This is a genomic window from Pantoea sp. SGAir0184, assembly GCF_043544755.1.
Genome location: NZ_CP028050.1, coordinates 1,138,741 through 1,161,301, shown reverse-complemented (window position 1 = coordinate 1,161,301; position 22,561 = coordinate 1,138,741). Strand labels below are relative to the sequence as shown.

Annotated in this window: 18 protein-coding genes; 4 read left to right on the top strand and 14 right to left on the bottom strand. The window is 59.0% G+C overall.

Annotated features, from left to right (window positions below; all coding sequences use genetic code 11):
* Positions 1-23: 23 nt before the first annotated feature.
* The 3 genes from C1N60_RS05285 to trmJ form a co-directional block, all read right to left on the bottom strand.
* Positions 24-1,193, bottom strand: coding sequence for an IscS subfamily cysteine desulfurase (locus C1N60_RS05285; protein WP_136545942.1), 1,170 nt, complete (start codon positions 1,191-1,193; stop codon positions 24-26).
* Positions 1,194-1,282: 89 nt separating this feature from the next.
* Positions 1,283-1,780: a Fe-S cluster assembly transcriptional regulator IscR gene (gene iscR, locus C1N60_RS05280; RefSeq protein WP_031279392.1), complete on the bottom strand. Its 498-nt coding sequence runs from the start codon at positions 1,778-1,780 to the stop codon at positions 1,283-1,285.
* A 135-nt stretch (positions 1,781-1,915) separates the two neighbouring features.
* Positions 1,916-2,659 (bottom strand): tRNA (cytosine(32)/uridine(32)-2'-O)-methyltransferase TrmJ, encoded by a 744-nt coding sequence (gene trmJ, locus C1N60_RS05275; protein WP_031279390.1) that lies wholly within the window; start codon positions 2,657-2,659, stop codon positions 1,916-1,918.
* Positions 2,660-2,781: 122 nt separating this feature from the next.
* On the opposite strand from trmJ, the gene suhB reads away from it, so the two are divergent.
* Positions 2,782-3,585: an inositol-1-monophosphatase gene (gene suhB, locus C1N60_RS05270; RefSeq protein WP_058758291.1), complete on the top strand. Its 804-nt coding sequence runs from the start codon at positions 2,782-2,784 to the stop codon at positions 3,583-3,585.
* Between the two features lie 47 nt (positions 3,586-3,632).
* Here the strand turns inward: suhB and C1N60_RS05265 are convergent, their stop codons facing one another.
* From C1N60_RS05265 to C1N60_RS05255, 3 genes are all read right to left on the bottom strand, one after another.
* Positions 3,633-4,646, bottom strand: a complete 1,014-nt coding sequence (locus C1N60_RS05265) for a hypothetical protein (RefSeq protein ID WP_058758290.1) — start codon at positions 4,644-4,646, stop codon at positions 3,633-3,635.
* Between the two features lie 201 nt (positions 4,647-4,847).
* Complete coding sequence (locus C1N60_RS05260; RefSeq protein ID WP_394521474.1) at positions 4,848-5,825, bottom strand: nickel/cobalt transporter; 978 nt, start codon at positions 5,823-5,825, stop codon at positions 4,848-4,850.
* A complete protein-coding gene (locus C1N60_RS05255; protein ID WP_058758288.1) occupies positions 5,816-6,442 on the bottom strand; it encodes a DUF1007 family protein in 627 nt (208 codons plus the stop codon). The genes C1N60_RS05260 and C1N60_RS05255 overlap by 10 nt, the downstream gene beginning before the upstream one ends.
* 158 nt (positions 6,443-6,600) lie before the next feature.
* Between C1N60_RS05255 and csiE the strand changes: the two genes are divergently transcribed.
* Positions 6,601-7,869, top strand: coding sequence for a stationary phase inducible protein CsiE (gene csiE, locus C1N60_RS05250; RefSeq protein WP_058770857.1), 1,269 nt, complete (start codon positions 6,601-6,603; stop codon positions 7,867-7,869).
* Here the strand turns inward: csiE and C1N60_RS05245 are convergent.
* Positions 7,866-9,002 carry a 3-phenylpropionate MFS transporter gene (locus C1N60_RS05245; RefSeq protein WP_394521473.1) on the bottom strand — a complete coding sequence of 379 codons (1,137 nt, stop codon included), beginning with the start codon at positions 9,000-9,002 and terminating at the stop codon, positions 7,866-7,868. The genes csiE and C1N60_RS05245 overlap by 4 nt on opposite strands.
* A gap of 124 nt (positions 9,003-9,126) precedes the next feature.
* On the bottom strand, positions 9,127-10,380 hold the full coding sequence (glyA, locus tag C1N60_RS05240) for a serine hydroxymethyltransferase (protein ID WP_021506540.1): 1,254 nt from the start codon (positions 10,378-10,380) through the stop codon (positions 9,127-9,129).
* Between the two features lie 337 nt (positions 10,381-10,717).
* On the opposite strand from glyA, the gene hmpA reads away from it, so the two are divergent.
* Positions 10,718-11,902, top strand: a complete 1,185-nt coding sequence (hmpA, locus tag C1N60_RS05235) for an NO-inducible flavohemoprotein (protein WP_059009936.1) — start codon at positions 10,718-10,720, stop codon at positions 11,900-11,902.
* Positions 11,903-11,953: 51 nt separating this feature from the next.
* Here the strand turns inward: hmpA and glnB are convergent, their stop codons facing one another.
* From glnB to purL, 5 genes are all read right to left on the bottom strand, one after another.
* Complete coding sequence (gene glnB, locus C1N60_RS05230) at positions 11,954-12,292, bottom strand: nitrogen regulatory protein P-II (RefSeq protein WP_007886217.1); 339 nt, start codon at positions 12,290-12,292, stop codon at positions 11,954-11,956.
* A 77-nt stretch (positions 12,293-12,369) separates the two neighbouring features.
* Positions 12,370-13,701 carry a two-component system response regulator GlrR gene (gene glrR, locus C1N60_RS05225; RefSeq protein WP_394521472.1) on the bottom strand — a complete coding sequence of 444 codons (1,332 nt, stop codon included), beginning with the start codon at positions 13,699-13,701 and terminating at the stop codon, positions 12,370-12,372.
* A gap of 2 nt (positions 13,702-13,703) precedes the next feature.
* Entirely contained in the window at positions 13,704-14,375 is a 672-nt protein-coding gene (gene qseG / locus C1N60_RS05220; RefSeq protein ID WP_394521471.1) for a two-component system QseEF-associated lipoprotein QseG, read from the bottom strand.
* 3 nt (positions 14,376-14,378) lie between these two features.
* Complete coding sequence (locus C1N60_RS05215) at positions 14,379-15,806, bottom strand: sensor histidine kinase (RefSeq protein ID WP_275028227.1); 1,428 nt, start codon at positions 15,804-15,806, stop codon at positions 14,379-14,381.
* 642 nt (positions 15,807-16,448) lie between these two features.
* Positions 16,449-20,339, bottom strand: coding sequence for a phosphoribosylformylglycinamidine synthase (purL, locus tag C1N60_RS05210; protein WP_394521470.1), 3,891 nt, complete (start codon positions 20,337-20,339; stop codon positions 16,449-16,451).
* A 270-nt stretch (positions 20,340-20,609) separates the two neighbouring features.
* Here purL and mltF point away from each other — a divergent pair, with 270 nt between their 5' ends.
* Positions 20,610-22,067: a membrane-bound lytic murein transglycosylase MltF gene (mltF, locus tag C1N60_RS05205; RefSeq protein WP_021506534.1), complete on the top strand. Its 1,458-nt coding sequence runs from the start codon at positions 20,610-20,612 to the stop codon at positions 22,065-22,067.
* Here the strand turns inward: mltF and tadA are convergent.
* Complete coding sequence (gene tadA, locus C1N60_RS05200; RefSeq protein WP_071813580.1) at positions 22,064-22,558, bottom strand: tRNA adenosine(34) deaminase TadA; 495 nt, start codon at positions 22,556-22,558, stop codon at positions 22,064-22,066. The genes mltF and tadA overlap by 4 nt on opposite strands.
* Positions 22,559-22,561 lie beyond the last annotated feature (3 nt).

The following is a 22,561-nucleotide window of genomic DNA, read 5'->3' as shown; positions in this document are numbered from 1 at the left end:
ACTGACCGGCGCAGGGCGAAAATTTAGCGGGAAGTGGCCGGCGTCAGCGCCCGTAAGCGCGTTACCGCCTTATGTACCACCCCGATGGCATAATCGATTTCTTCCTGCGTGGTAAAGCGACCCAGCGAAAAGCGCAGCGAGCTGTAAGCCAGCTGCTGATCCACGCCCATGGCGCGCAGAACGTAGGAAGGTTCAAGGCTGGCAGAAGTACAGGCGGATCCCGACGACAGCGCCAGATCTTTCAGCGCCATGATCAGCGATTCGCCATCGACGTGGGCAAAACTGATATTGAGGATATTCGGCGCGCCCTGTTCGAGTGAACCGTTGAGCTGTACGTCGCTTAGCGTGCTGATGCCCTGCCACAGACGATGGCGCAGCGTAGCCAGGCGCGCGCTCTCGTCCGCCATCTCTTCGCGCGCGATGCGATAGGCTTCGCCCATGCCGACAATCTGGTGCACCGGTAAGGTCCCCGAACGCATGCCGCGCTCGTGACCACCGCCGTGCATCTGCGCGTCGATCTGCAGTTTTGGTTTACGCCGCACCCACAGCGCGCCGATGCCTTTCGGCCCGTACAGTTTGTGCGCTGAGAACGACATCAAATCCACCGGCAGCGCGCTGACGTCGAGCGGCAGTTTGCCCACGCTTTGCGTGGCGTCCACGTGGAACAGGATGTCGCGCGCGTGACACAGCGCGCCCAGCGCGGCGATGTCCTGAATCACGCCGGTTTCGTTATTGACGTGCATCAGCGACACCAGCACGGTGTCGTCGCGCAGTGCCGCTTCCAGCATCGCAGGCGTGACGATGCCGTCCGCGCCGGGCTGCAGAAAGGTGACGTCAAAGCCTTCGCGCGCCAGCTGAGCACAGCTGTCGAGCACCGCTTTGTGTTCGGTCTGACTGGTGATGATGTGTTTACCGCGCGCCTGATGCTGCTGCGCTGCGCCCTTGAGCGCCAGGTTATCGGCTTCGGTGGCACCGGAGGTAAACACGATTTCGCGTGGATCGGCGTTGATCAGTTCGGCAACCTGGTTGCGCGCCACGTCAACGGCCTCTTCAGCCTGCCAGCCAAAACGGTGGGAACGGGAAGCGGGGTTACCGAAGGTGCCATCCAAAGTGAGGAACTGCATCATTTTGCTGGCGACACGCGGATCCGCAGGCGTTGTCGCTGCGTAATCCAGGTAGATCGGTAATTTCATTGCGCTAAAACTCCGTATAAAAAATCATACGTCTTTATAGCACGATTCAGCCTCTCCTGGGTTAACAGCAGAGGCTGAACGGGAGAGGATCAGGCGCGCAGATTGACGTTGATGGTTTCCTGCACGCGATGCTGCTGGAAGCGACGGTTATCAACGCTGTTCTGGCGATCGGCCACGTCGAGGATCTCCTGGTTATTCACCAGTTCCGCCAGCGTGATGTTGTTGAGGAAGTCGCTGATGCGCTCGCTCAGGTCGCGCCACAGAACGTGGGTCAGGCAGCGCTCGCCGCCCTGGCAACCCTCTTTACCCTGGCATTTGGTGGCGTCAACGGATTCGTCCACCGCGGTAATCACCGCACCAACTGCAATCGCGCCGGCGTCTTTGCCTAACAGATAACCGCCACCCGGACCCCGCACGCTGGCCACCAGACCATGCTTACGCAGACGCGAGAATAACTGCTCCAGATAGGAGAGCGAAATGCCCTGACGCTCTGAAATATCGGCCAGCGGTACCGGGCCCTCGTGCGAGTGCAGGGCAACGTCCAGCATAGCGGTTACGGCATAACGTCCTTTGGATGTCAGTCTCATAGCATACAACCTCGTAAGCGTCCGCCAGCGAGTCGGCGGGTTATCTGAAGAATGGAGGCCAGTCTGACATTCCCGAGTATTTTGGTCAACTATTTAACCGAGTATTTCGCTCAACTATTTAACCTGGTGTTTTACTCAACTATTACCCTTGTCGTTTTTGGGTTTTTCAAACGACGACAGCATGCCGCGCAGAATGTTGAGTTCGTCGCGCTCCGGACGCGCACGGGTATAGAGGCGACGCAGTTTGCTCATCACCTGGCTCGGTGTGCCCTGGCGGATAAAACCGCTGTTCAGCATCATCTGTTCGATGTGCTGATAGAAGCGCTCCAGATCGTCAACCAGCGGATACGGCGAGGCTTCGTACTGGGGCTGCGGACTGGCTTTCTCCTGCGCGTCCAGCCACGCCATGCGCACTTCATAGGCGATAATCTGCACCGCCATCGCCAGGTTGAGCGAGCTGTACTCCGGGTTGGCCTGAATGGCGACATGATAGTGGCACTTCTGCAGCTCTTCGTTGGTCAGGCCCACGCGCTCGCGGCCAAACACCAGCGCCACCGGCGCCTGCTGGCCCTCTTCCACGCTTTTGATGCCGCATTCACGCGAGTCAAGCATCGGCCACGGCAGCGAGCGCGAGCGTGCGCTGGTGCCCACCACCAGGCTACAGCCGGCAATCGCCTCATCCAGCGTATCGACGATCTTCGCCTCACCGATCACATCGCTGGCACCGGCAGCCAGTGAAATGGCCTGCGAGTCCGGTTTCACCAGCGGATTGACCAGATACAGGTTGCTTAAGCCCATGGTTTTCATGGCGCGGGCAACGGAACCCATGTTGCCGGTGTGCGAGGTTTCTACCAGTACGATTCGGATATTTTGCAGCATAATAGATAGCGATAAGGAAATGATGGCGCGCATCCTAACATAAAAGCAGGACATTTGCTGAACACCCTGATATACTCCGCGCCGTTTTCACCCCGTTCTTTAACATCCAGTGAGAGATACCGATGCATCCGATGCTCAACATCGCCGTGCGCGCAGCGCGCAAGGCCGGAAATTTGATTGCCAAGAATTATGAAACCCCGGACGCCGTCGAAGCCAGCCAGAAAGGCAGCAACGACTTCGTTACCAATGTTGACCGCGACGCAGAACGTCTGATTGTCGAAGTGATTCGCAAGTCCTACCCGCAACACACCATCATCACCGAAGAAAGCGGTGAGCTGGCGGGCGACGATCAGGATGTTCAATGGGTAATCGATCCCCTGGATGGCACCACCAACTTCATCAAACGTCTGCCCCACTTTGCTGTTTCTATCGCCGTGCGCATCAAAGGCCGCACCGAAGTGGCGGTGGTTTACGATCCAATGCGTAACGAACTATTCACCGCGGTACGCGGTCAGGGTGCGCAGCTTAACGGCTATCGCCTGCGCGGCAGCACGGCGCGTGACCTCGACGGCACCATTCTGGCTACCGGCTTCCCGTTCAAGCTGAAGCAGCACGCTACGCCGTTCATCAACATCGTGGCAAAACTGTTTACCCAGTGCGCTGATTTCCGCCGTACTGGCTCTGCTGCGCTGGATTTGGCCTATGTGGCCGCAGGTCGCGTTGACGGTTTCTTTGAGATTGGCCTGAAGCCATGGGATTTCGCTGCCGGTGAACTGCTGGTGCGTGAAGCGGGCGGTCTGGTGACCGATTTCACCGGTAACCACGGCTATATGCTGTCTGGCAACCTGGTGGCCGGTAACCCGCGTGTGGTGAAGGCGATGCTGGCCAGCATGCGCGAAGAACTGAGCGAAGCGCTGAAGCGCTAAGCAAAAAAAGGCGGCTAAATCAGCCGCCTTTTTTATTACTGACTTTGTTACCGACGCTCGTGGGTTAACACGGTGCGCGGCTGGGTACGCCGACCGACACCGCCGAGGACCGCCGCCAGCACCGCCTCGATCAGCATCATGAAGAAGGCAAACCAGCTGGCTTTCGCCGTTGCCGCCGCGGCTTTCTCTGCGGCTTCCCGCGCTTTCTGCTCCGCTTCCTGCTTCAGCTGCTGATATTTCTGCATCGCCTGTTGATAGCTTTGCTCAGTCTGATTAACGATCTGTTCCGCTTCCTGATCGCTTTTTCCGGTCCGCGCTTTAATAATGTTTTTCAGCGCATCGCGGTCTGCAGCCTGCAGCGTATCGGCATGACGACTCAGTACACCACGGATCCAATTGGCAATATCATTGTCGGCATTCTGTGGATTCTGTGCCGTCTGTTTCGCCTGGTTTTGCGCATTATTCGCTTCGCTATTTACATCCTGCTGTAAATTTTCCGGCTGCAGTTCCGGTTTGCCGGTTTGACGCAGCGTGGTTTGCAATTCATTTTGCAAATCATCCAGGTTGATATTATTTTCCTGCAGCTTCTCTTTCGCCATATTTGTCACCGATGGCGCTACCGCAGAAATACCGTTCCCCAGGGCATTAAAACCGGAGCCTAAAATATTAAAGGCGCCGCCGATAATACCGCTGGCAAGTGAAATCGCCAGCCACAGCGTAATCAGGGTACTGACACCAAACATCAGCAGACCGTGCAGCGCACCTTCGCGCTGAGCCAGCCGTCCGGCAACGTAGCTACCGACCGCCAGCGCAATCAGCATGCTGGCCCCGGTCCAAATCAGCGCCCCTGTCCCCAGGTGTTCCAGCGGATTTTGTTCCTGCTGGGGATCGATGGTCGTGGCACCGATTGCGGTTCCAAGCAGCCCCAGTAAAATATGAATGATTAATGCCGCAATCACCCCTGCAAATACGGCACTCCAGGAAATGCGTTTCAACGGTAAACCGCCGTGCGTTTCCACCACCGTTTCCGTGCTGCCATTATTAGTCCAGGTTTCAGGCATATTTATTTCCTCACAAACATTGACGATAAAGAGTAACGCATATAAGAGCACACCCTGTCCTTTTTGATATTATCTAGCGTAGACAGAGAAAACTCTTTTCACCAGATCGTCGGGCAAGAGAAATTAAACTCTGCGTCGCGGGCAAAAAAAAACGCAGCATATTCAGGGAACATGCTGCGCTTATTTTTTAAAGCGTATTAATTAAAAAGGACGCAGACCGCCACCGAAGCCGGGCGTAGCACTGTGCCATAAAATAAAGCCGGCCAGCAGCAACAGCAGGCTGCCAGCCAGCATCACGGCCGGCAATAACCACTGCGCAGTCCCTCTGCTGCTGACCCTGCCGAGGCGCACCGCCAGCACGCGCGAGCGCTGCACCAGCAAACCCAGCAGCGACACGGTGAGCGCGGTGCCCAGCGCCATGGTCAGCGCCGAGGCCACGCCCCAGCCATATACGCCAATCACTTTGGCAAACAACAGCATCATAATGGCACCGGAACAGGGCCGCAGCCCCATCGACAGCACCACCAGCGCCTGGGTTTTGCCACTTACCGCACCGGCCAGCTGTTGCGCGCTCGGCAGGTGGGCATGACCGCAGCCGCAGTCAGCATGGTGCTGATGATGCGGCCGTACCGCGCGAATCTGGAGCCCGGTCGCCGGACGGAGCGCGCGGCGTAACCCCTGCAGCGCGCGCCAGCCCACCCAGACGCCGAGCGCTATCACCAGCGAATAGCTGCCTTTCTCCAGCCAGTAACTGGTGAGATGCAGCTGGCGCGAGGAGGTTTGCAGCACCACCAGCATCAGCGTCACCAGAGCAATCGCCACCGTGCCCTGCAACAGCGCCGCCAGCAGCGTCAGCTTCATGCTGGTTTTCAGCTGCGCCGGATGGGTAGCGAGAAAGGTGCTAATCACCACTTTGCCGTGGCCCGGCCCCAGCGCATGCAGCACGCCATAGGCCAGGCTAAACAGCATCAGCGTGACACCGGCCTGCTGCGGCTGCTGCGCCACCTGTTGCAGGAGCTGCGTCATCTCACGGTGCAGAACCTTCTGCCACAGTACGCTTTGCAGCAGAATCTGCGGCCAGTGCAGCCACAGCAACGCGCCCGCGATAATCAGCAGCGCAGCCAGCAGCCACAGCGGCCACCAGCGACGGGAAGCGTTAGGCAGTGAAATTAACGACATGTCAGGGTTACCGTCTGGGCAAACTGCTGGCCGAGATCCATATCCTCGGGCGGTGCGTCAGCTTTATCCAGCGACAGCGCGTACTGTTTTAGCGAGTCATCCGGTTTGGGCGTGTGTAAGTCAAACTGGCAATGGGCTTTCACGGTCTCATCCATGGTGATGGCTTGCGGATTGTCATAATACATATCAACAAAGTAACTGGGATCGAAGGTCTGGATGCGGTACTGCCTGGCGCTTAACGACTGCGGTTCGCCGAACGGCACAATGAACTCCAGCACTGCTTTGTTGCCCTTGCGCGACAGCTGATACTCCTGCGGTAGGTTGAGAAATTTCACCCGATTTTTATCCTGCCACACTTCGGTAAAATAGTGCTGGCCCAGCACATTGGCCATTACCTGCGCCGCCAGCTTTTTCCACACCACCTCGCCGGGTTTGGCGTTGCCGGCATCGTACAGCAGATCGGCGGAGGTGATCTCGTCCATGGTCCATACCATCTTCATCGCGCTGAGATGATCGTCCTTACCGATCAGTTCGGTCTGCATATCAATAAAGCTGTGTGGATGCGCCCACACGGCGCCGCTGAACAACAGCGTAAAGCTAACGAGCGCAATTTTCATATGTTATAAAGTAACAAATTTTAAAGTCAGAAGGATACCGGGCCAGAAAAAACTGTGACCCGCCCTGAAGCTCTGAACAAAAGTCATGACAAAGGCCAGGGTCAGCGCGTGGAGTTGGCTATTCTTAGCTGAAAAATGACCTGCGGATAACACGATTGATGAGTTCAGCGCATTCTACTGCTCCCCTCTTCAGCCGCGCCCAGCGTCGTTGCCATCTGCTGTTGCTGCTGTTTCTGCCTGCTCCCGCGTTAACGCTTGAAAAGCTCTGCCAGTTGAATGGCGTGGACCCTGTTGTCGCCCGACAGGATATCGCGGATGTCGGAGATGAGATACAGCGCTTTCACCAGCTGGAATTACACCAGATGGTGGATGGCAGCTTTCGCATTCATGGCACGGAACTGGACCGGCGTCTGTGCCTGCTGCACTGGCTGCGCCGCGCGCTGCGCCTGTCGCAGGATTTCGTCTGCACGCATTTTGCGCCGGCACTGCGCCAGCGGCTGAAGGTGCTGAAAATTGAGAAAGCGCTGTGGGATGAAACCAATTTGCAGGCGCTGATCCAGCATTGCAGCCTGCGGCTGGCGCGCGATTTCACGCCTCGCGACCGGCTGTTTCTGCAAATCTTCATGAAATATGCGCTGTGTCAGCGTCAGACGGCGCTGTTCAGCGAGCGCCAGCGCGCCTGGCTGGCGGCGAAGATTGAACGCAGCGCAGCGGATGACGTGATCCATCACTGGCAAAAACGTTGCCATCTGGCACCGGACGTCAGCGAAACCGATTTCTGGACGCTGCTGTTCAGCCTGATTCACGCGCCAGACGGCAGCCAGCTGGCGGACAGTCAGGCACACAAGCTGATGGCTGCGGTGGAAGCGCTGATTGCCCGCTTTGAGCAACTGGCGCAGACGCGCATCAAAAATCAGCAGCAGCTTAAGCTGCAGCTCTATACTCACCTGGCGCAGGCGCTGGATCGTAGCCACTTTGCCATCGGCATTGATAACAGCGTGGCGCTGGACGTAGCGCGTCTCTATCCGCGCCTGCTGCGCACCACGGCGCGCGCGCTGCAGCACTTCAGCAGCGATTTCGGCACGCAGTTTAGCGCAGAAGAAGTGAGCCTGGTGGCGGTGCAGTTTGGTGGCTGGCTGATGCAGGAGAGCGCGCTACAGGAGAAACAGGTGCTGTTACTGACCGGCGCTGACGCGGCGCTGGAACAGCTGCTGGAGCAGCAGCTGCGGGAAATGATGCTGCTGCCAATCAATATTACCTATCAGGATATGCTGCACTTTCAGCGTGAAGGCGCACCGCGCGATGTGGCACTGGTGGTGACGCCCTACGCCACCGCCCTGCCGCTCTACTCGCCGCCGCTGATCCACGCTGAGCTGCCACTGAGCGATCACCAGCAGCAGCGCATTCGTCAGCTGCTGGAGTCTTAAGCCGCGCGTGGCCGCAGGAACAGCGCCGGCAGCGCCACCAGCGCCATGACCCAGAACAGCTGGCCGTGCAGGTGGGTAAACAGCACGCCGCACACCATCGTCATCACCGCGATGCCGCCGCCCATTGCCAGCGCCGAATAGAGCGACTGCAGACGAATCACCTCTGCGCCTTTACGCGCGGCAATAAAGCGCATCGCCGCCAGATGGCAGACGGTAAAGCTGCCGCAGTGCAGAATCTGCGCCACAATCAACAATGGTAGCGCAGTGCTGGCGCCCAGCAGCGTCCAGCGCACCAGCGCGCATATGCCTGACAGCAGCAGCAGATCGCGCGCGCTCCAGCGGCGAAACAGCCGGTTGCTCAGGGCAAAAATTACGATTTCAGCCACCACGCCCAGCGACCACAGATAACCGACCACCGAGGCCGAATACCCGGATTCCTGCCACCAGATCGCACTGAAGCTGTAATACGCGGCGTGCGCGCCCTGCATTAGCGTTACGCACAGCATGAAACGCCAGACGCTGTTCTCGCGCAGCAGGTCGCGCCACGCCGCCCAGCCACCGCTCGCGCCCTGGCGTAGCTCACCCTGCGGTCGGGTTTGTGGCGGCAGCAGCATGCCGGACAGCATCGCCAGCGCACCGACGCTCAGCAGCAGCAGAATCACCTGCGATGACCAGGCGCTGACCAGCATACCGGTAAGCGCCGAGCTGATAACAAACGCCAGCGAGCCCCACAGCCGTACCGGACCATAGGCCAGCCCGATTTGCTGTGTCCAGGTGGCCGCCAGCGCATCACTCAGCGGCACCAGCGGCGAGAAGAACAGGTTAAAACCAATCATCACCAGCAGCAGCCATAGCCACTGACTGCCCAGCCAGAAACCGAGCGCGAACAGACAGGTCGCCAGCGCCAGCAGGCGCAGCGCAACAATCAGCTGCGCTGGATTTTTCACCTGCGAAGCAATCAACAGGCTGCCGGCAAAGCGCGCCACCATGCCACAGCCGAGCAGCAGGCCAATTTTTTCCGCATCCAGCCCGTTGCCTTTCAGCCACACGCTCCAGAACGGCAGATAGATGCCATAGCAGAAAAAGTAGGTGAAGTAGCTCAGTCCCAGCCACCTGGCCGATCCGATGGTCATGTTTCCTCCTGTTGACGCTCCGCCGTGCGCGGAATGGCCGTTACTTTCTCAAAGCCGCCTGCGAAAGGGAATAAAAAAAGGATGGCTTGCGCCATCCTTCTTCACACTGCGGGTTTAGCGCTTATCAGGCATAAACCGGCAGACGGGCACAGATATCCAGCACTTTCTGTTTGGTGCGCTCGATAGTGGCTTCGTCGTTGATATTGTCGAGAACGTCAGCGATCCAGCCCGCCAGTTCGCGCACTTCCGCTTCTTTGAAACCGCGACGGGTCACTGCTGGCGTACCGATACGCACACCGGAGGTCACAAACGGGCTCTTCGGATCGTTAGGTACGCTGTTTTTGTTCACGGTGATGTTAGCGCGGCCCAGAGCGGCATCCGCCTCTTTACCGGTCAGACCTTTGCTCACCAGATCGATCAGGAATAGGTGGTTGTAAGTACCGCCTGAGACGATGTTGTAACCGCGCTCCAGCAGCACTTCCACCATCGCTTTGGCATTCTTCGCGACCTGCTGCTGATAAGCCTTGAACTCCGGCTCCATGGCTTCTTTGAACGCGACGGCTTTACCGGCGATAACGTGCATCAGCGGGCCGCCCTGACCACCCGGGAACACCGCGGAGTTCAATTTCTTGTACAGCTCTTCGTCGCCGTTTTTCGCCAGGATCAGGCCACCGCGCGGGCCGGCCAGCGTTTTGTGCGTGGTCGAGGTTACGATGTGCGCGTGCGGTACCGGGTTCGGGTACACATCAGCAGCGATCAGACCGGCAACGTGGGCCATATCGACAAACAGCCAGGCGCCGATGCTGTCAGCAATTTCACGCATTTTGGCCCAGTCGCACACGCCAGAGTAAGCAGAGAAGCCGCCCACGATCATTTTTGGCTTATGAGTCTGCGCCAGTTCGGCCAGCTCTTCGTAATTGATTTTGCCGGTTTCATCGATGCCGTAAGGGATAACGTTGTACAGCTTACCGGACAGGTTGACCGGCGAACCGTGGGTCAGGTGACCACCGTGTGCCAGGTTCATGCCCAGAATGGTGTCGCCCGGCTGCAGCAGCGCGGTGTACACCGCGAAGTTAGCCTGGGAGCCGGAGTGCGGCTGCACGTTAGCGTAATCCGCGCCGAACAGCGCTTTGGCGCGATCGATCGCAAGCTGCTCAACGATATCCACATATTCACATCCGCCGTAGTAGCGTTTGCCCGGATAGCCTTCGGCATATTTGTTGGTGAGCTGTGAACCTTGCGCCTGCATAACGCGTGGGCTGGTGTAGTTTTCCGAAGCAATCAGTTCAATGTGCTCTTCCTGACGCACCTTCTCCTGCTCCATAGCCTGCCACAACTCGGCATCATAATCGGCAATGTTCATATCACGCTTTAACATCCGCATCTCCTGACTCAGCAACTTTTTAACGGCAGTTTAAGCCCCGGCTAAGGGGCGAAGGCCAACAGTGTAAACGGTTTTGCCAGGGGACGGTAGCGCCAATCCCCTCTTTTTACGCAAACGATTGGCAAGGCGCTGGTACGGGATTTTTACGCTTTTTAGCCGGGGAAGAAAACCGGATATTTGTTCATCAGCAGCGGGAAAATTTTTCAGCTTTGCGCGCCCGCCAGCAGATTGGCACTCGTCACCCCAGACAAAACCGGGGATTTACAGTACGCGGCAACAGGCATAACATGTATTTAAAATACATGTTTAAAATTACCCTGAGGATCAGCCTATGCTTGACGCGCAAACCATCGCCACCGTGAAATCTACCCTGCCCGCGATTGCTCAACTCGGCCCGCAGCTGACCGGTCACTTTTATCAGCGGATGCTGACGCAGCATCCCGAGCTGAAGAACGTGTTTAACATGAACAACCAGCGCAGCGGCAATCAGCGTGAAGCGCTGTTTAACGCGATCTGTGCGTACGGCAGCAACCTGGAAAATCTTGCGGTGCTGCTGCCGGCGGTGGAGAAAATTGCGCAGAAGCATGCCAGCCTGAATATTCAGCCGGCGCAGTACGCGATTGTCGGGGAAAACCTGCTGGCGACGATTAAAGAGCTGCTCAATCCAGGCGATGAGGTACTGGCGGCGTGGGGCAAAGCCTATGGCGTGCTGGCTGAGGTGTTTATCCAGCGTGAAGCAGCGATTTACCGTGCGTCAGAAGAAAAGGTCGGCGGCTGGCGCGGCGCGCGCGATTTCCGTATCCGTGCGATTACCGCGCAGAGCTCGGTGATCAAGAGTATTGAGCTGGTGCCGAATGATGGAGAGCCGGTGGCGGACTTCCTGCCCGGTCAGTATCTGACCCTCAGTCTGCGCCCGGCGGACAGCGACTACATTCAGCACCGCCAGTATTCGCTGACGCATCTGCCGGATGGCAAAGCCTATCGCATTGCGGTGAAGCACGAAGCGCAGGGCAGCGTCTCCGGCTGGCTGCATCAGCATGCGAAGGTTGGCGATATCGTGCAGTGCGCCGCGCCGGCCGGGGATTTCTTCCTGCAGGCAGCAGCGCAGACGCCGGTGACGTTGATCTCAGCCGGCGTCGGGCAAACGCCGCTATTAGCCATGCTGGCCAGCCTGGCGGAGCAGCAGCACCCGGCCGCAGTATGCTGGCTGCACGCTAGCGAAAACGGCGCGCAGCACGCGTTTGCTGATGAGGTCGCAGCGCTGGGTGCGCAGCTGCCGCGCTTTAGCCGCCACGTCTGGTATCGCCAGCCGCAAGCTGACGACGCGGGACGTTACGACGCGCAAGGCCTGATGGATTTAGCCACCGTCTCAACCGCACTGACCCAGCCAGAGGGGGAGTTCTGGATTTGCGGCCCGCTGGCATTCATGCAGTTTGTTGCGCGCCAGCTGACCGACGCCGGCATCAGCGCCGACCGCATTCACTACGAGGTGTTCGGTCCGCACAAAGTGCTGTAAATGAAAAAGCCTGCACGCGGCAGGCTTTGTGTCTGGTGAGGAGCGAAGGGCTCAGATGGCCTCTTCGTCTTCCTCGCCGGTACGAATACGCACGACGCGCGCCACGTCAAAGACAAAAATTTTGCCGTCGCCGATTTTACCGGTCTGCGCGGTTTTCATGATGGTTTCTACGCAGGTATCGACGATATCATCGCCCACCACCATCTCGATTTTCACTTTTGGCAGAAAATCGACCATGTATTCGGCACCGCGATACAGCTCGGTGTGGCCTTTCTGACGTCCGAAGCCTTTCACTTCGCTGACCGTCATCCCGGTGATGCCCACTTCCGCTAAGGCTTCACGCACATCATCGAGTTTGAATGGTTTGATAATTGCATCGATCTTTTTCATCACAGATCCTTTTTTCGCTCCCTCCATGATGGACGGGTAACTATGAGTATAAGTGTTCCTGACGCTGCCGCAGCAAGCTACTCTTTAAATTCGCTGGCGTCCAGTTCGTGGCGCGACAGCAGCTTATAAAACTCGGTACGGTTGCGTCCAGCCAGACGCGCCGCATGCGTCACATTACCCTTGGTCATCTGTAGCAGTTTGCGCAGATAGTTAAGCTCAAACTGGTTGCGTGCTTCGACAAAGGTCGGTAGCGCCGTGTTCTCGCCGGCCAGCGCCTGCTCTACCAGCGCGTCACCAATCACCGGCGACGTAGTAAGGGCCACGCACTGCTCAATCACGTTAACCAGCTGGCGCACATTTCCCGGCCAGCTGGCACTCACCAGCCGTTTCATCGCATCGACCGAGAAGCTGCGCACAAACGGTTTGTGGCGATCGGCCGACTGGCGCAGCAGATGGTTGGCCAGCAGCGGGATGTCTTCGGCGCGTTCGTGCAGCGCCGGGATCCTGAGATTCACCACGTTGAGACGATAGTAGAGATCTTCGCGGAAGCTTTTCTTCTCCATCGCCTTCGGCAGATCGCGGTGCGTGGCAGAGATGATGCGCACGTTGATGTCAAGATCGCGGTTGCTGCCCAGCGGGCGCACTTTGCGCTCCTGCAGCACGCGGAGAAGCTTCACCTGCAGCGCCTGCGGCATGTCGCCAATCTCATCGAGAAACAGCGTGCCGCCTTCTGCCGCCTGAAACAGCCCTTCGCGCGCACTTACGGCACCGGTGAAGGCGCCTTTGGCGTGGCCAAACAGCTCGGACTCCAGCAGCTGTTCCGGCAGCGCGCCGCAGTTGATGGCAATGAAAGGTTTGCCGGCGCGCGGACTGGCGGCATGAATCGCCTGCGCCAGCACCTCTTTGCCGGTGCCGCTCTGGCCGTTAATCAAAATGCTGACGTCGGATTGCGCCACCATGTGCGCCTGCTCCAGCAGCCGCAGCATCAGCGGATTGCGCGTAACGATCGCTTCGCGCCAGCCGTCATCGCTGACCGGTGCACGCTGGGCCAGCGCATCGTCGATCGCTTTGTACAGCGCGTCGCGATCGACCGGCTTGGTCAGGAAGCTGAATACGCCCTGCTGCGTCGCCGCTACCGCTTCCGGGATCGAGCCGTGCGCAGTCAGGATAATGACCGGTAATCCGGTGTGGCGCTTCTGGATTTCAGCAAACAGCGCCAGGCCATCCATTTCATCCATGCGCAGATCGCTGATCACCAAATCGACTTTCTCTTTCTGCAAATGACGCAGGGCTTCCGGCCCGCTGGCCGCGGTCGCTACCTGATAGCCTTCACTGCTGAGACGCATACCGAGCAGCTTGAGTAAGCCCGGATCGTCATCCACCAGCAGTAAGCGTGCGGCCTGTTTCATGGTTACTGCTCCTCGCTTTGGGCATCGCTGGCACCGTGTGTGCTGTCGCCGCTGTCCGGCGCTTTGCGCGATGACAGCTGACGCTCGATGTCAGTCAGTCGCTGCAATTTACGCTGGGTATCGTCCAGCGTTTGCCGCAGTTGCGTTTGCTGCTGACGCAGGCGATCGAGTTCGGCGTCATTGCTTTGCTGCAGCGCGGCGTAGCGGCCGCGCGCCTCGCTCAGCTCCAGCTGCGCGGCCTGGTTACTGCGCCACAGCTGCAGCAGCGGACGCAGCGCCGCCGGATAATCCGCGCTGTAGCTGTCGAGCGTATCAACGTACTGACGGCGCTCCACCGGCGTCACGTTGCCGTTCGCCAGCAGGATGCCCTGCTTAAAGGCGCGCGCCCAGTTCTGTACCGGCCAGCGCCGCGCTTCCGCCCGCGCTTCGGCCGCCGACAGCCGCTCACCGCAGTCGATAGCGCGCTGCCAGTAAAGTGGATTGCTCATGGCCGCCGGTGCTTCAATCTGCCAGACATTCTGGCAATCGGTGGCCAGATAATCCGCCAGGCGCACGTCCGGCTCCGGCAGGTTCACCGCACCGCGCGGCGTACTGCTCTGGGGAGGCGCCTGACAGGCGCTCAGGCCGATGGCGATCAGTGCGCCGACGAGAAATCGGCTGGATGTGAGTTTCATTAATCAGGCATTCCCGGCGCTGGTAGTCAAAATGATACGAAAACAGACGTCCGCGTCCGTGCGCGTGACCAACTGCAAATCACCCTGCATCCTGCGCAGGCAATCTTTGGCGATGCTTAATCCCAGCCCGCTGCCTTTCACCGGCCCTTTGCGCTGCTGGCTCCCCTGATAAAAGGGCTCAAAGATCATCGCCTGCTCTTCAGCCGGAATCGGCGTGCCGGTGTTGGCCACCTCAATCCACACCTGGTTGCCCTTCTGCTGGCTCTGCAGCCAGATGTTACCGGATTCGCTACCGTAGTTCACGGCGTTCGAGTAGAGGTTATCAATCACTCGCTGCAACAGCGTCGGTTCCGCCAGACAATAGCGGGCCTGCAGATCGATATGCGTGTGCATCTGGCGCGCGCTGGCGGGCAGTGAGTGCACCCTGACGACGCTATCAATGATAGCGTCGATAGCCACCGGTTCCAGCCGCAGCGGACTCTCCGCCAGCCGGCGATTGTAGTCGAGCAGCTGTTCAATCAGCCGCTGCAGATGACGGCTGCTGGTATCGAGAATGGCGACAACTTCCTGCTGCTCCGCATTGAGCGGGCCGGCAACCTGGTCGGCCAGCAGTTCGGTGCCTTCGCGCAGGCTGGCCAGCGGTGTTTTGAGTTCGTGCGACAGGTGGCGCAGAAACTCATGCCGCTGTGCCTCCAGCCAGCTAAGACGTTCGCTGAGCCAGACAATGCGCTGTCCCAGCGAGCGAATTTCGCGTGGCCCGCGAAAACTGACGCTATTGCCCAGCGTTTTGCCCTCACCCAGCCGGTTGATCATGCGTTCGACGCGCTTAACCGGGCCGATAATCATGCCGGTGAACAGCAGCACCAGCACCAGACTGATTAAAAACAGTATCAGCGCCTGCCAGCCAAAAAACTGGCCGCGATCGGCAATTTCGCGCTGCAGCTGCAGGCCGCGTGAAAACACCACTTCACGCGTGGCCTGCACCATGCGGGTGTTGGCGGCGGAGAATGCCTCCAGCGCGCTCGCCGCCGGTGCCAGCAGATTGCCGTTATCACACTGCAGCTTTTCCAGCTGCGGCAGCGCGCTCTGCAATATTTTGAACGTTGGCAAATCGGGCAGGCTGGCGGCATGGCTGCTGAGCATCTGGCCGTAGCGGCTCCACTGCGTTTGATACAGGCGTGCCAGACTGGCATCGCCCAGCACGCAATACTGGCGATAGCTACGCTCCAGCTCCAGCGCCGTACGCGCCATCGCCTCACTGCGACGCACGTCGGTGAAGGTGTTGCGGTTAGTGTCCGCCGCCTGATTACTCAATGCTGAAAGGCTTTCCCACGCCTGCCATGCCAGCACCAGCAGCGGCAGCAGCACCAGCAGAAAGGCCATTAAAACCAGTTGCCGCAGGGATCGGGGAAACAGACGCCATCTCTTCACAACCGCGCTTCCTTTGAGGTGAGTTGCAGGCATGCTAGCGAAGTCCGGCAAGGTTAGAAAGGCTGAAAACGAAAACGGCAGGCCTTTTGGCCTGCCGTGAGAGCGACGCCGCAGCATCGCCTGCAAAATAGGTGGAGCCTAACTCAACGTTGCGTCCGGTGCTTGATAACGTTGCAAAGCAAGCGATTATCGGTTGGGTGGACGGCAGGCTCCGTTTGGTGCGTCATTCGATATTTTATGAGCTCAACCGCAGTGCGGGGCAATCATAGACAGGAGAATGAGCAACATAAGGAGTATAGCAACTATCGTGCCAGAAAATAAATAGCCTTGTTAATCAGCATACTGCCAGCTCAGAGAGGGAATTAACGACGCTTTCGGACCGGCTGGTCTGGAAAAAGTGTCGCCGATTAGCAACGGCTTTAACGCACTAACTTCGCACCCATAAAAAACAACGATTTAAATGTCACCTTTTAGCGACAATTCAGCCATGGGATTGTCGTCATTTTCCGACATGCCACAGAGGTCAGCGAATAACAGCGGATAGACAGCGGTGCCCACGCGACAAAAAAATAAAAAAGGCCGCGTTGAGCGGCCTTGGCACGGTGCCCGTGAATGGGCACCGGTAAGAGACAGGATGCAGGTTTAACCCAGCTGCTTGCGCGCGTTGCGGAAAATGCGCATCCACGGGCTGTCTTCGCCCCACTCCGCCGGATGCCACGAATTGCTGACGGTACGGAACACGCGCTCCGGATGCGGCATCATAATAGTGACGCGCCCGCTTTCGTTGGTCACGGCGGTGATGCCGTTCGGTGAGCCGTTCGGGTTTGCCGGATAGGTCTCGGTGACTTTACCGAAGTTATCGACGAAGCGCAGCGCCACCAGCCCTTTCGCTTCCAGCTCAGCCAGATGCGCAGCGTCACGTACTTCAACAAAACCTTCACCGTGCGAGACGGCAATCGGCATGCGAGAACCGACCATGCCGTCCAGCAGCAGTGACGGGCTGGCGGCCACTTCCACCAGGCTGAAGCGTGCTTCAAAGCGCTCGGACTGGTTACGCACAAAGCGTGGCCACAGCTCACTGCCCGGAATCAGTTCACGCAGGTTCGACATCATCTGGCAGCCGTTACATACGCCCAGCGCCAGCGTCTGCGGACGATGGAAGAAGTTTTCAAACTCGTCACGCACGCGGCCGTTGAACAGAATCGATTTCGCCCAGCCTTCGCCCGCACCCAGCACGTCGCCGTAGGAGAAGCCGCCACAGGCGACCAGCGCGTGGAACTCCTCCAGACCACGACGGCCCGCCAGCAGATCGCTCATGTGCACGTCAACCGCAGTAAAGCCTGCGCGGTGGAAGGCAGCGGCCATCTCAACGTGCGAGTTCACGCCCTGCTCGCGCAGCACGGCAACGCGCGGACGCGCGCCGGTGGCGATCATCGGTGCTGCCACATCCTCTTCCGGACGGAAGGTCAGCTGCACGTTCAGGCCAGGATCGTTATCGTCTCTCTTCGCTTCATGTTCCTGATCGGCACAGGCCGGGTTATCGCGCAGGCGCTGCATCTGCCAGGTGGTTTCAGCCCACCAGGTACGCAGGGTGGTACGGCTTTCGCTGTACACCGCGCTGTCGCCGGAGCGGATAACAAAACGGTCACCCGGCAGCGCTTTACCGATGACGTGAACATTGCTGCTCAGACCGTGATCGGCAAACACTTTTTCCACGGCCGCGCGGTCGGCAGCGTTAATCTGCAGTACGGCGCCCAGCTCTTCCGTAAACAGTGCTGCCAGCGCATCGCTGCCCAGCGCGGCGATATCCGCCTCAATACCGCAGTGGCCGGTGAAGGCCATCTCAGCCAGCGTGACCAGCAGACCGCCATCCGAGCGGTCGTGGTAAGCCAGCAGTTTCTGCTCGCTGACCAGCGTCTGAATTGCATTGAAGAAGCCGGCCAGCTGCGCGGCATCGCGCACGTCGGCCGGTTTGTCGCCCAGCTGGCGATACACCTGTGACAGCGCCGTGGCGCCGAGGGTGTTGGCGCCGTTGCCGAGATCCACCAGCAGCAGCAGGTTGTCGCCCTCCGGCTGCAGCTGTGGCGTCACGGTGCGACGCACATCTTCAACGCGTGCAAAAGCCGTAATGACCAGCGACAGCGGCGAGGTCATTTCGCGCTGTTCAGTGCCCTGCTGCCAGCGGGTTTTCATCGACATGGAGTCTTTACCCACCGGAATGGTGATCCCCAGCGCCGGGCACAGCTCTTCGCCCACCGCTTTTACCGCGGCGTACAGGCCAGCGCCTTCGCCCGGGTGACCGGCTGCAGCCATCCAGTTTGCCGACAGCTTCACGCGCTTCAGCGAACCGATCGCGGTCGCGGCCAGGTTGGTTAGCGCTTCGCCCACCGCCAGGCGGCCAGACGCGGCGAAATCAAGCAGCGCTACCGGGGCACGTTCGCCCATGGCAAACGCTTCACCGTGGTAGCTGTCGAGGCTGGCAGTGGTCACAGCGCAGTTCGCCACCGGGATCTGCCACGGCCCGACCATCTGATCGCGCGCCACCATGCCGGTTACGCTGCGGTCACCGATGGTCACCAGGAAGGTTTTTTCCGCCACGGTTGGCAGGTGCAGCACGCGGTTTACCGCATCGGCAATGGTAATGCCGTCCCGCACCAGCGCATCACCTTTCGCCTGCTGGCTGGCCACGTCGCGCGTCATTTTTGGCGTTTTACCCAGCAGCACGTCGAGCGGCATGTCGATCGGTTTGTTATCGAAGTGGCTGTCGGCAAGGTTCAGGTGCTGCTCTTCGGTCGCTTCACCAATCACCGCGTACGGCGCACGTTCGCGCTGGCACAGCTCATCGAACAGCGCCAGTTTGTCCGGCGCAACCGCCAGCACATAACGCTCCTGCGACTCGTTACACCACACTTCCAGCGGGCTCATGCCTGGCTCATCGCTGAGGATGTCGCGCAGGTTGAAGTTGCCGCCGCGGCCGCCGTCGCTCACCAGCTCCGGCATGGCGTTAGACAGGCCACCGGCACCGACGTCGTGGATAAACAGAATCGGGTTGGCTTCGCCCAACTGCCAGCAGCGGTCAATCACTTCCTGACAGCGACGCTCCATCTCCGGGTTGTCACGCTGCACCGAGGCGAAGTCGAGATCGGCATCCGACTGGCCGGACGCCATCGAGGACGCCGCGCCGCCGCCAAGGCCGATATTCATCGCCGGACCACCCAGCACAATCAGCTTCGCGCCAACCACGATTTCACCCTTCTGCACGTGATCGGCGCGGATGTTACCAATGCCGCCGGCCAGCATGATCGGCTTGTGATAGCCGCGCAGCTCAACGCCGTTATGGCTGTTGACCTGCTCTTCATAAGTACGGAAATAGCCGTTCAGCGCCGGGCGACCAAATTCGTTGTTGAACGCGGCGCCGCCTAACGGGCCTTCGGTCATGATATCCAGCGCGGTAACAATGCGATCCGGCTTGCCGAAATCCTCTTCCCACGGCTGTTCAAAGCCGGGAATACGCAGGTTGGAAACCGAGAAGCCGACCAGACCCGCTTTCGGCTTCGCGCCGCGTCCGGTGGCGCCTTCGTCACGGATTTCCCCGCCGGAACCGGTGGCGGCACCTGGCCATGGCGAAATGGCCGTCGGGTGGTTGTGGGTTTCCACCTTCATCAGGATATGCGCGGCTTCCTGATGGAACTCGTATTCGCCCTGCTGCGCATCCGCGTAGAAACGCCCGACCTCGGAGCCTTCCATCACCGCGGCATTGTCTTTATACGCCGACAGGACGTGTTCCGGATGCTGCTCAAAGGTGTTTTTAATCATTTTAAACAGCGACTTCGGCTGTTTTTCGCCGTCGATAATCCAGTCGGCGTTAAAAATCTTGTGACGACAGTGCTCGGAGTTCGCCTGAGCGAACATATAGAGCTCGATGTCGTTCGGATTGCGGCCCAGTCTGGTGAAGGCATCGAGCAGGTAATCAATTTCGTCATCGGCCAGCGCCAGGCCGAGCGTGCGGTTAGCCTGTTCCAGCGCCTCGCGCCCTCCGCCCAGCACGTCTACGCTTTTCAGCGGCTGCGGCTCATGATGCGCGAACAGCTGTTCTGCCGCGCTGAGCTCCGTGAACACGGTTTCCATCATGCGGTCGTGCAGCAGGCTGGCCAGCTGCTGCCACTGCGCGTCAGTCAGCTGCGGTGCCTGTACATAGAAGGCCAGACCGCGCTCCAGGCGCAATACCTGTGGCAGGTCGCAGTTGTGGGCGATATCGGTGGCTTTCGATGACCAGGGAGAAATGGTGCCGGGACGCGGCGTCACCAGCAACAGACGCCCTTGTGGCGCATGTTCGGCGAGAGAAGGACCGTATTTCAGCAGACGCTGCAGGCGGGCTTGCTGTTCCGCGCTGAGCGGTGCGCTGACATCGGCGAAATGGACGTACTCGGCGTAAATATCACTCACCGGCAGATGAGCGTCCTGAAAGCGGGTCAGCAGTTTGTTTACACGAAATGCCGACAGAGCGGGCGAACCACGCAGAATTTCCATCATTAAAGATCTCTCGTCTTCGAAGCGCCGGGCGACGCTTCATGGGGCGCAACAGGGAAAACGGGCGGTATTATAGAGAAATGGCACGGGTTACGAAACCGTTTGCGCAGAAAAACTGAGCCTCGGGATTTGCCTGAATTTTGCGCAAATCTTGCTATATAAGTTGCCCTGTTGCGCTTTGTTGCGCAAAATGCCCCTCGCTCTGGGAGTGCAAAACAACATAAATACTGCCTTTAAAAGACAGAGGCCTGTGAGCCATTACGAGACAACTATTTGAAACGCCTGAAATTAAATTATCTGTTTATCGGTCTGATCACCGTGCTGCTTGCGCTGGCGCTGTGGCCGTCCATCCCCTGGTACGGGGGCGGAAAAGACGCGTTATCACAGATCAAATCGCGGGGAGTGTTGCGCATCAGTACCGTCAACTCGCCGCTGACTTACTACACCATCAATAATGCACCAGCCGGTATGGACTACGAGCTGGCGAAGCGCTTCGCCGATTATCTTGGCGTGAAGCTGGAAGTCACGGTGCGGCCCAACCTCGGCGACCTGTTTGACGATCTCGACGACGGCAAAGCCGACCTGCTGGCCGCCGGGCTGATCTACAACAGCGAGCGCCTCAGCCGTTATCAGAGTGGCCCGAGCTACTATTCGGTGTCGCAGCAGCTGGTGTATCGCATCGACAAGCCGCGGCCCAAAAACCTTGGTGATCTGAAAGGCCGGCTGATTGTGCAGTCCGGTTCAGCCTATCTGTCAACGTTACGTTCCGCCAAAGCGGACAGCTATCCCGATCTCGACTGGGCCATTTCCACCGATATGGGCCAGAAAGCGCTGCTGGAAGCGGTTGCCGACGGCAAGCTTGACTATACCGTGGGGGATTCGGTGACCATCGGCCTGCTGCAGCGCATCCATCCACAGCTGGCGGTGGCGTTTGATATTACCGATGAAGAGCCGGTGACCTGGTATCTGCCGCGTAACGATGACGATAGCCTGAACGCCGCCATGCTCGACTTCTACAGTCAGATGGGGGAAGAAGGCACCATGGCGCGGCTGGAAGAGAAGTATCTCGGCCACGTCGGCACCTTTGATTATGTCGATACCCGCACCTTCCTGCGCGCAATTGATAACACGCTGCCGGATATCAAGCCGCTGTTTGAGAAGTACGCATCCAGTATCGACTGGCGCCTGCTGGCGGCGATTTCCTACCAGGAGTCGCACTGGAATCCGCAGGCGACCTCGCCCACCGGCGTGCGCGGCATGATGATGCTGACGCGCAATACCGCTGACAGCCTCGACGTGAACGATCGTCTCGATCCGGAACAGAGCATTCGCGGCGGCAGCGAATACCTGCGGCGCATGATGGAAAAAGTGCCGGAGACTATTCCGGAAGATGAACGCATCTGGTTTGCGCTGGCGGCCTACAACATGGGTTACGCGCATATGCTGGATGCACGCCGGCTGACCCTCAAACAAGGTGGCAATCCGGACAGCTGGGCCGACGTTAAGCTGCGCCTGCCGATGCTGAGCCAGAAGCGCTATTACGCGCAGACCACATACGGCTATGCGCGCGGCCACGAAGCTTATAACTACGTTGAGAACATCCGTAAGTATCAGATCAGCCTGGTAGGCTATCTGCAGGAGCAGGAGAAACGGCTGGCGCAGCAGTCGGCGCTGGAAGCGGAACTCGGTGCCGGTTATCCGGCTGTCGAACCGAAGATTGCGATGAACTAATCGGCGCGCAGCGCCTGCCGCTGCGCACGTTTCTGTTCGCGCCGCATACGGAAAAAGTCGCTCAGCAGCGTGGCGCACTCCTCGGCCAGCACGCCATGCGCAATCTCAATCTGATGATTCATGCCCGGATGGCCGATCACATCCAGCAGCGAACCGGCGGCACCGGTTTTCTCATCCTTCGCGCCATAGACCAGACGGGTAATCCGGCTGTGCACCATGGCACCGGCACACATCACGCACGGCTCCAGCGTCACGTATAAGGTGGTGTCGAGCAGCCGGTAGTTATCAATCACTTTTCCGCCCTGACGCAGCGCCATAATCTCGGCATGCGCGGTGGGATCGCACTGGCTAATCGGCCGGTTCCAGCCCTCGCCAATCACTCGGTCACCCTGCACCAGCACCGCACCGACCGGCACTTCGCCCTGCTCCCACGCACGCCGCGCCAGTTCAAGCGCGTGGCGCATCCAGTATTCATCAGTTTGTGGGTTCAACGG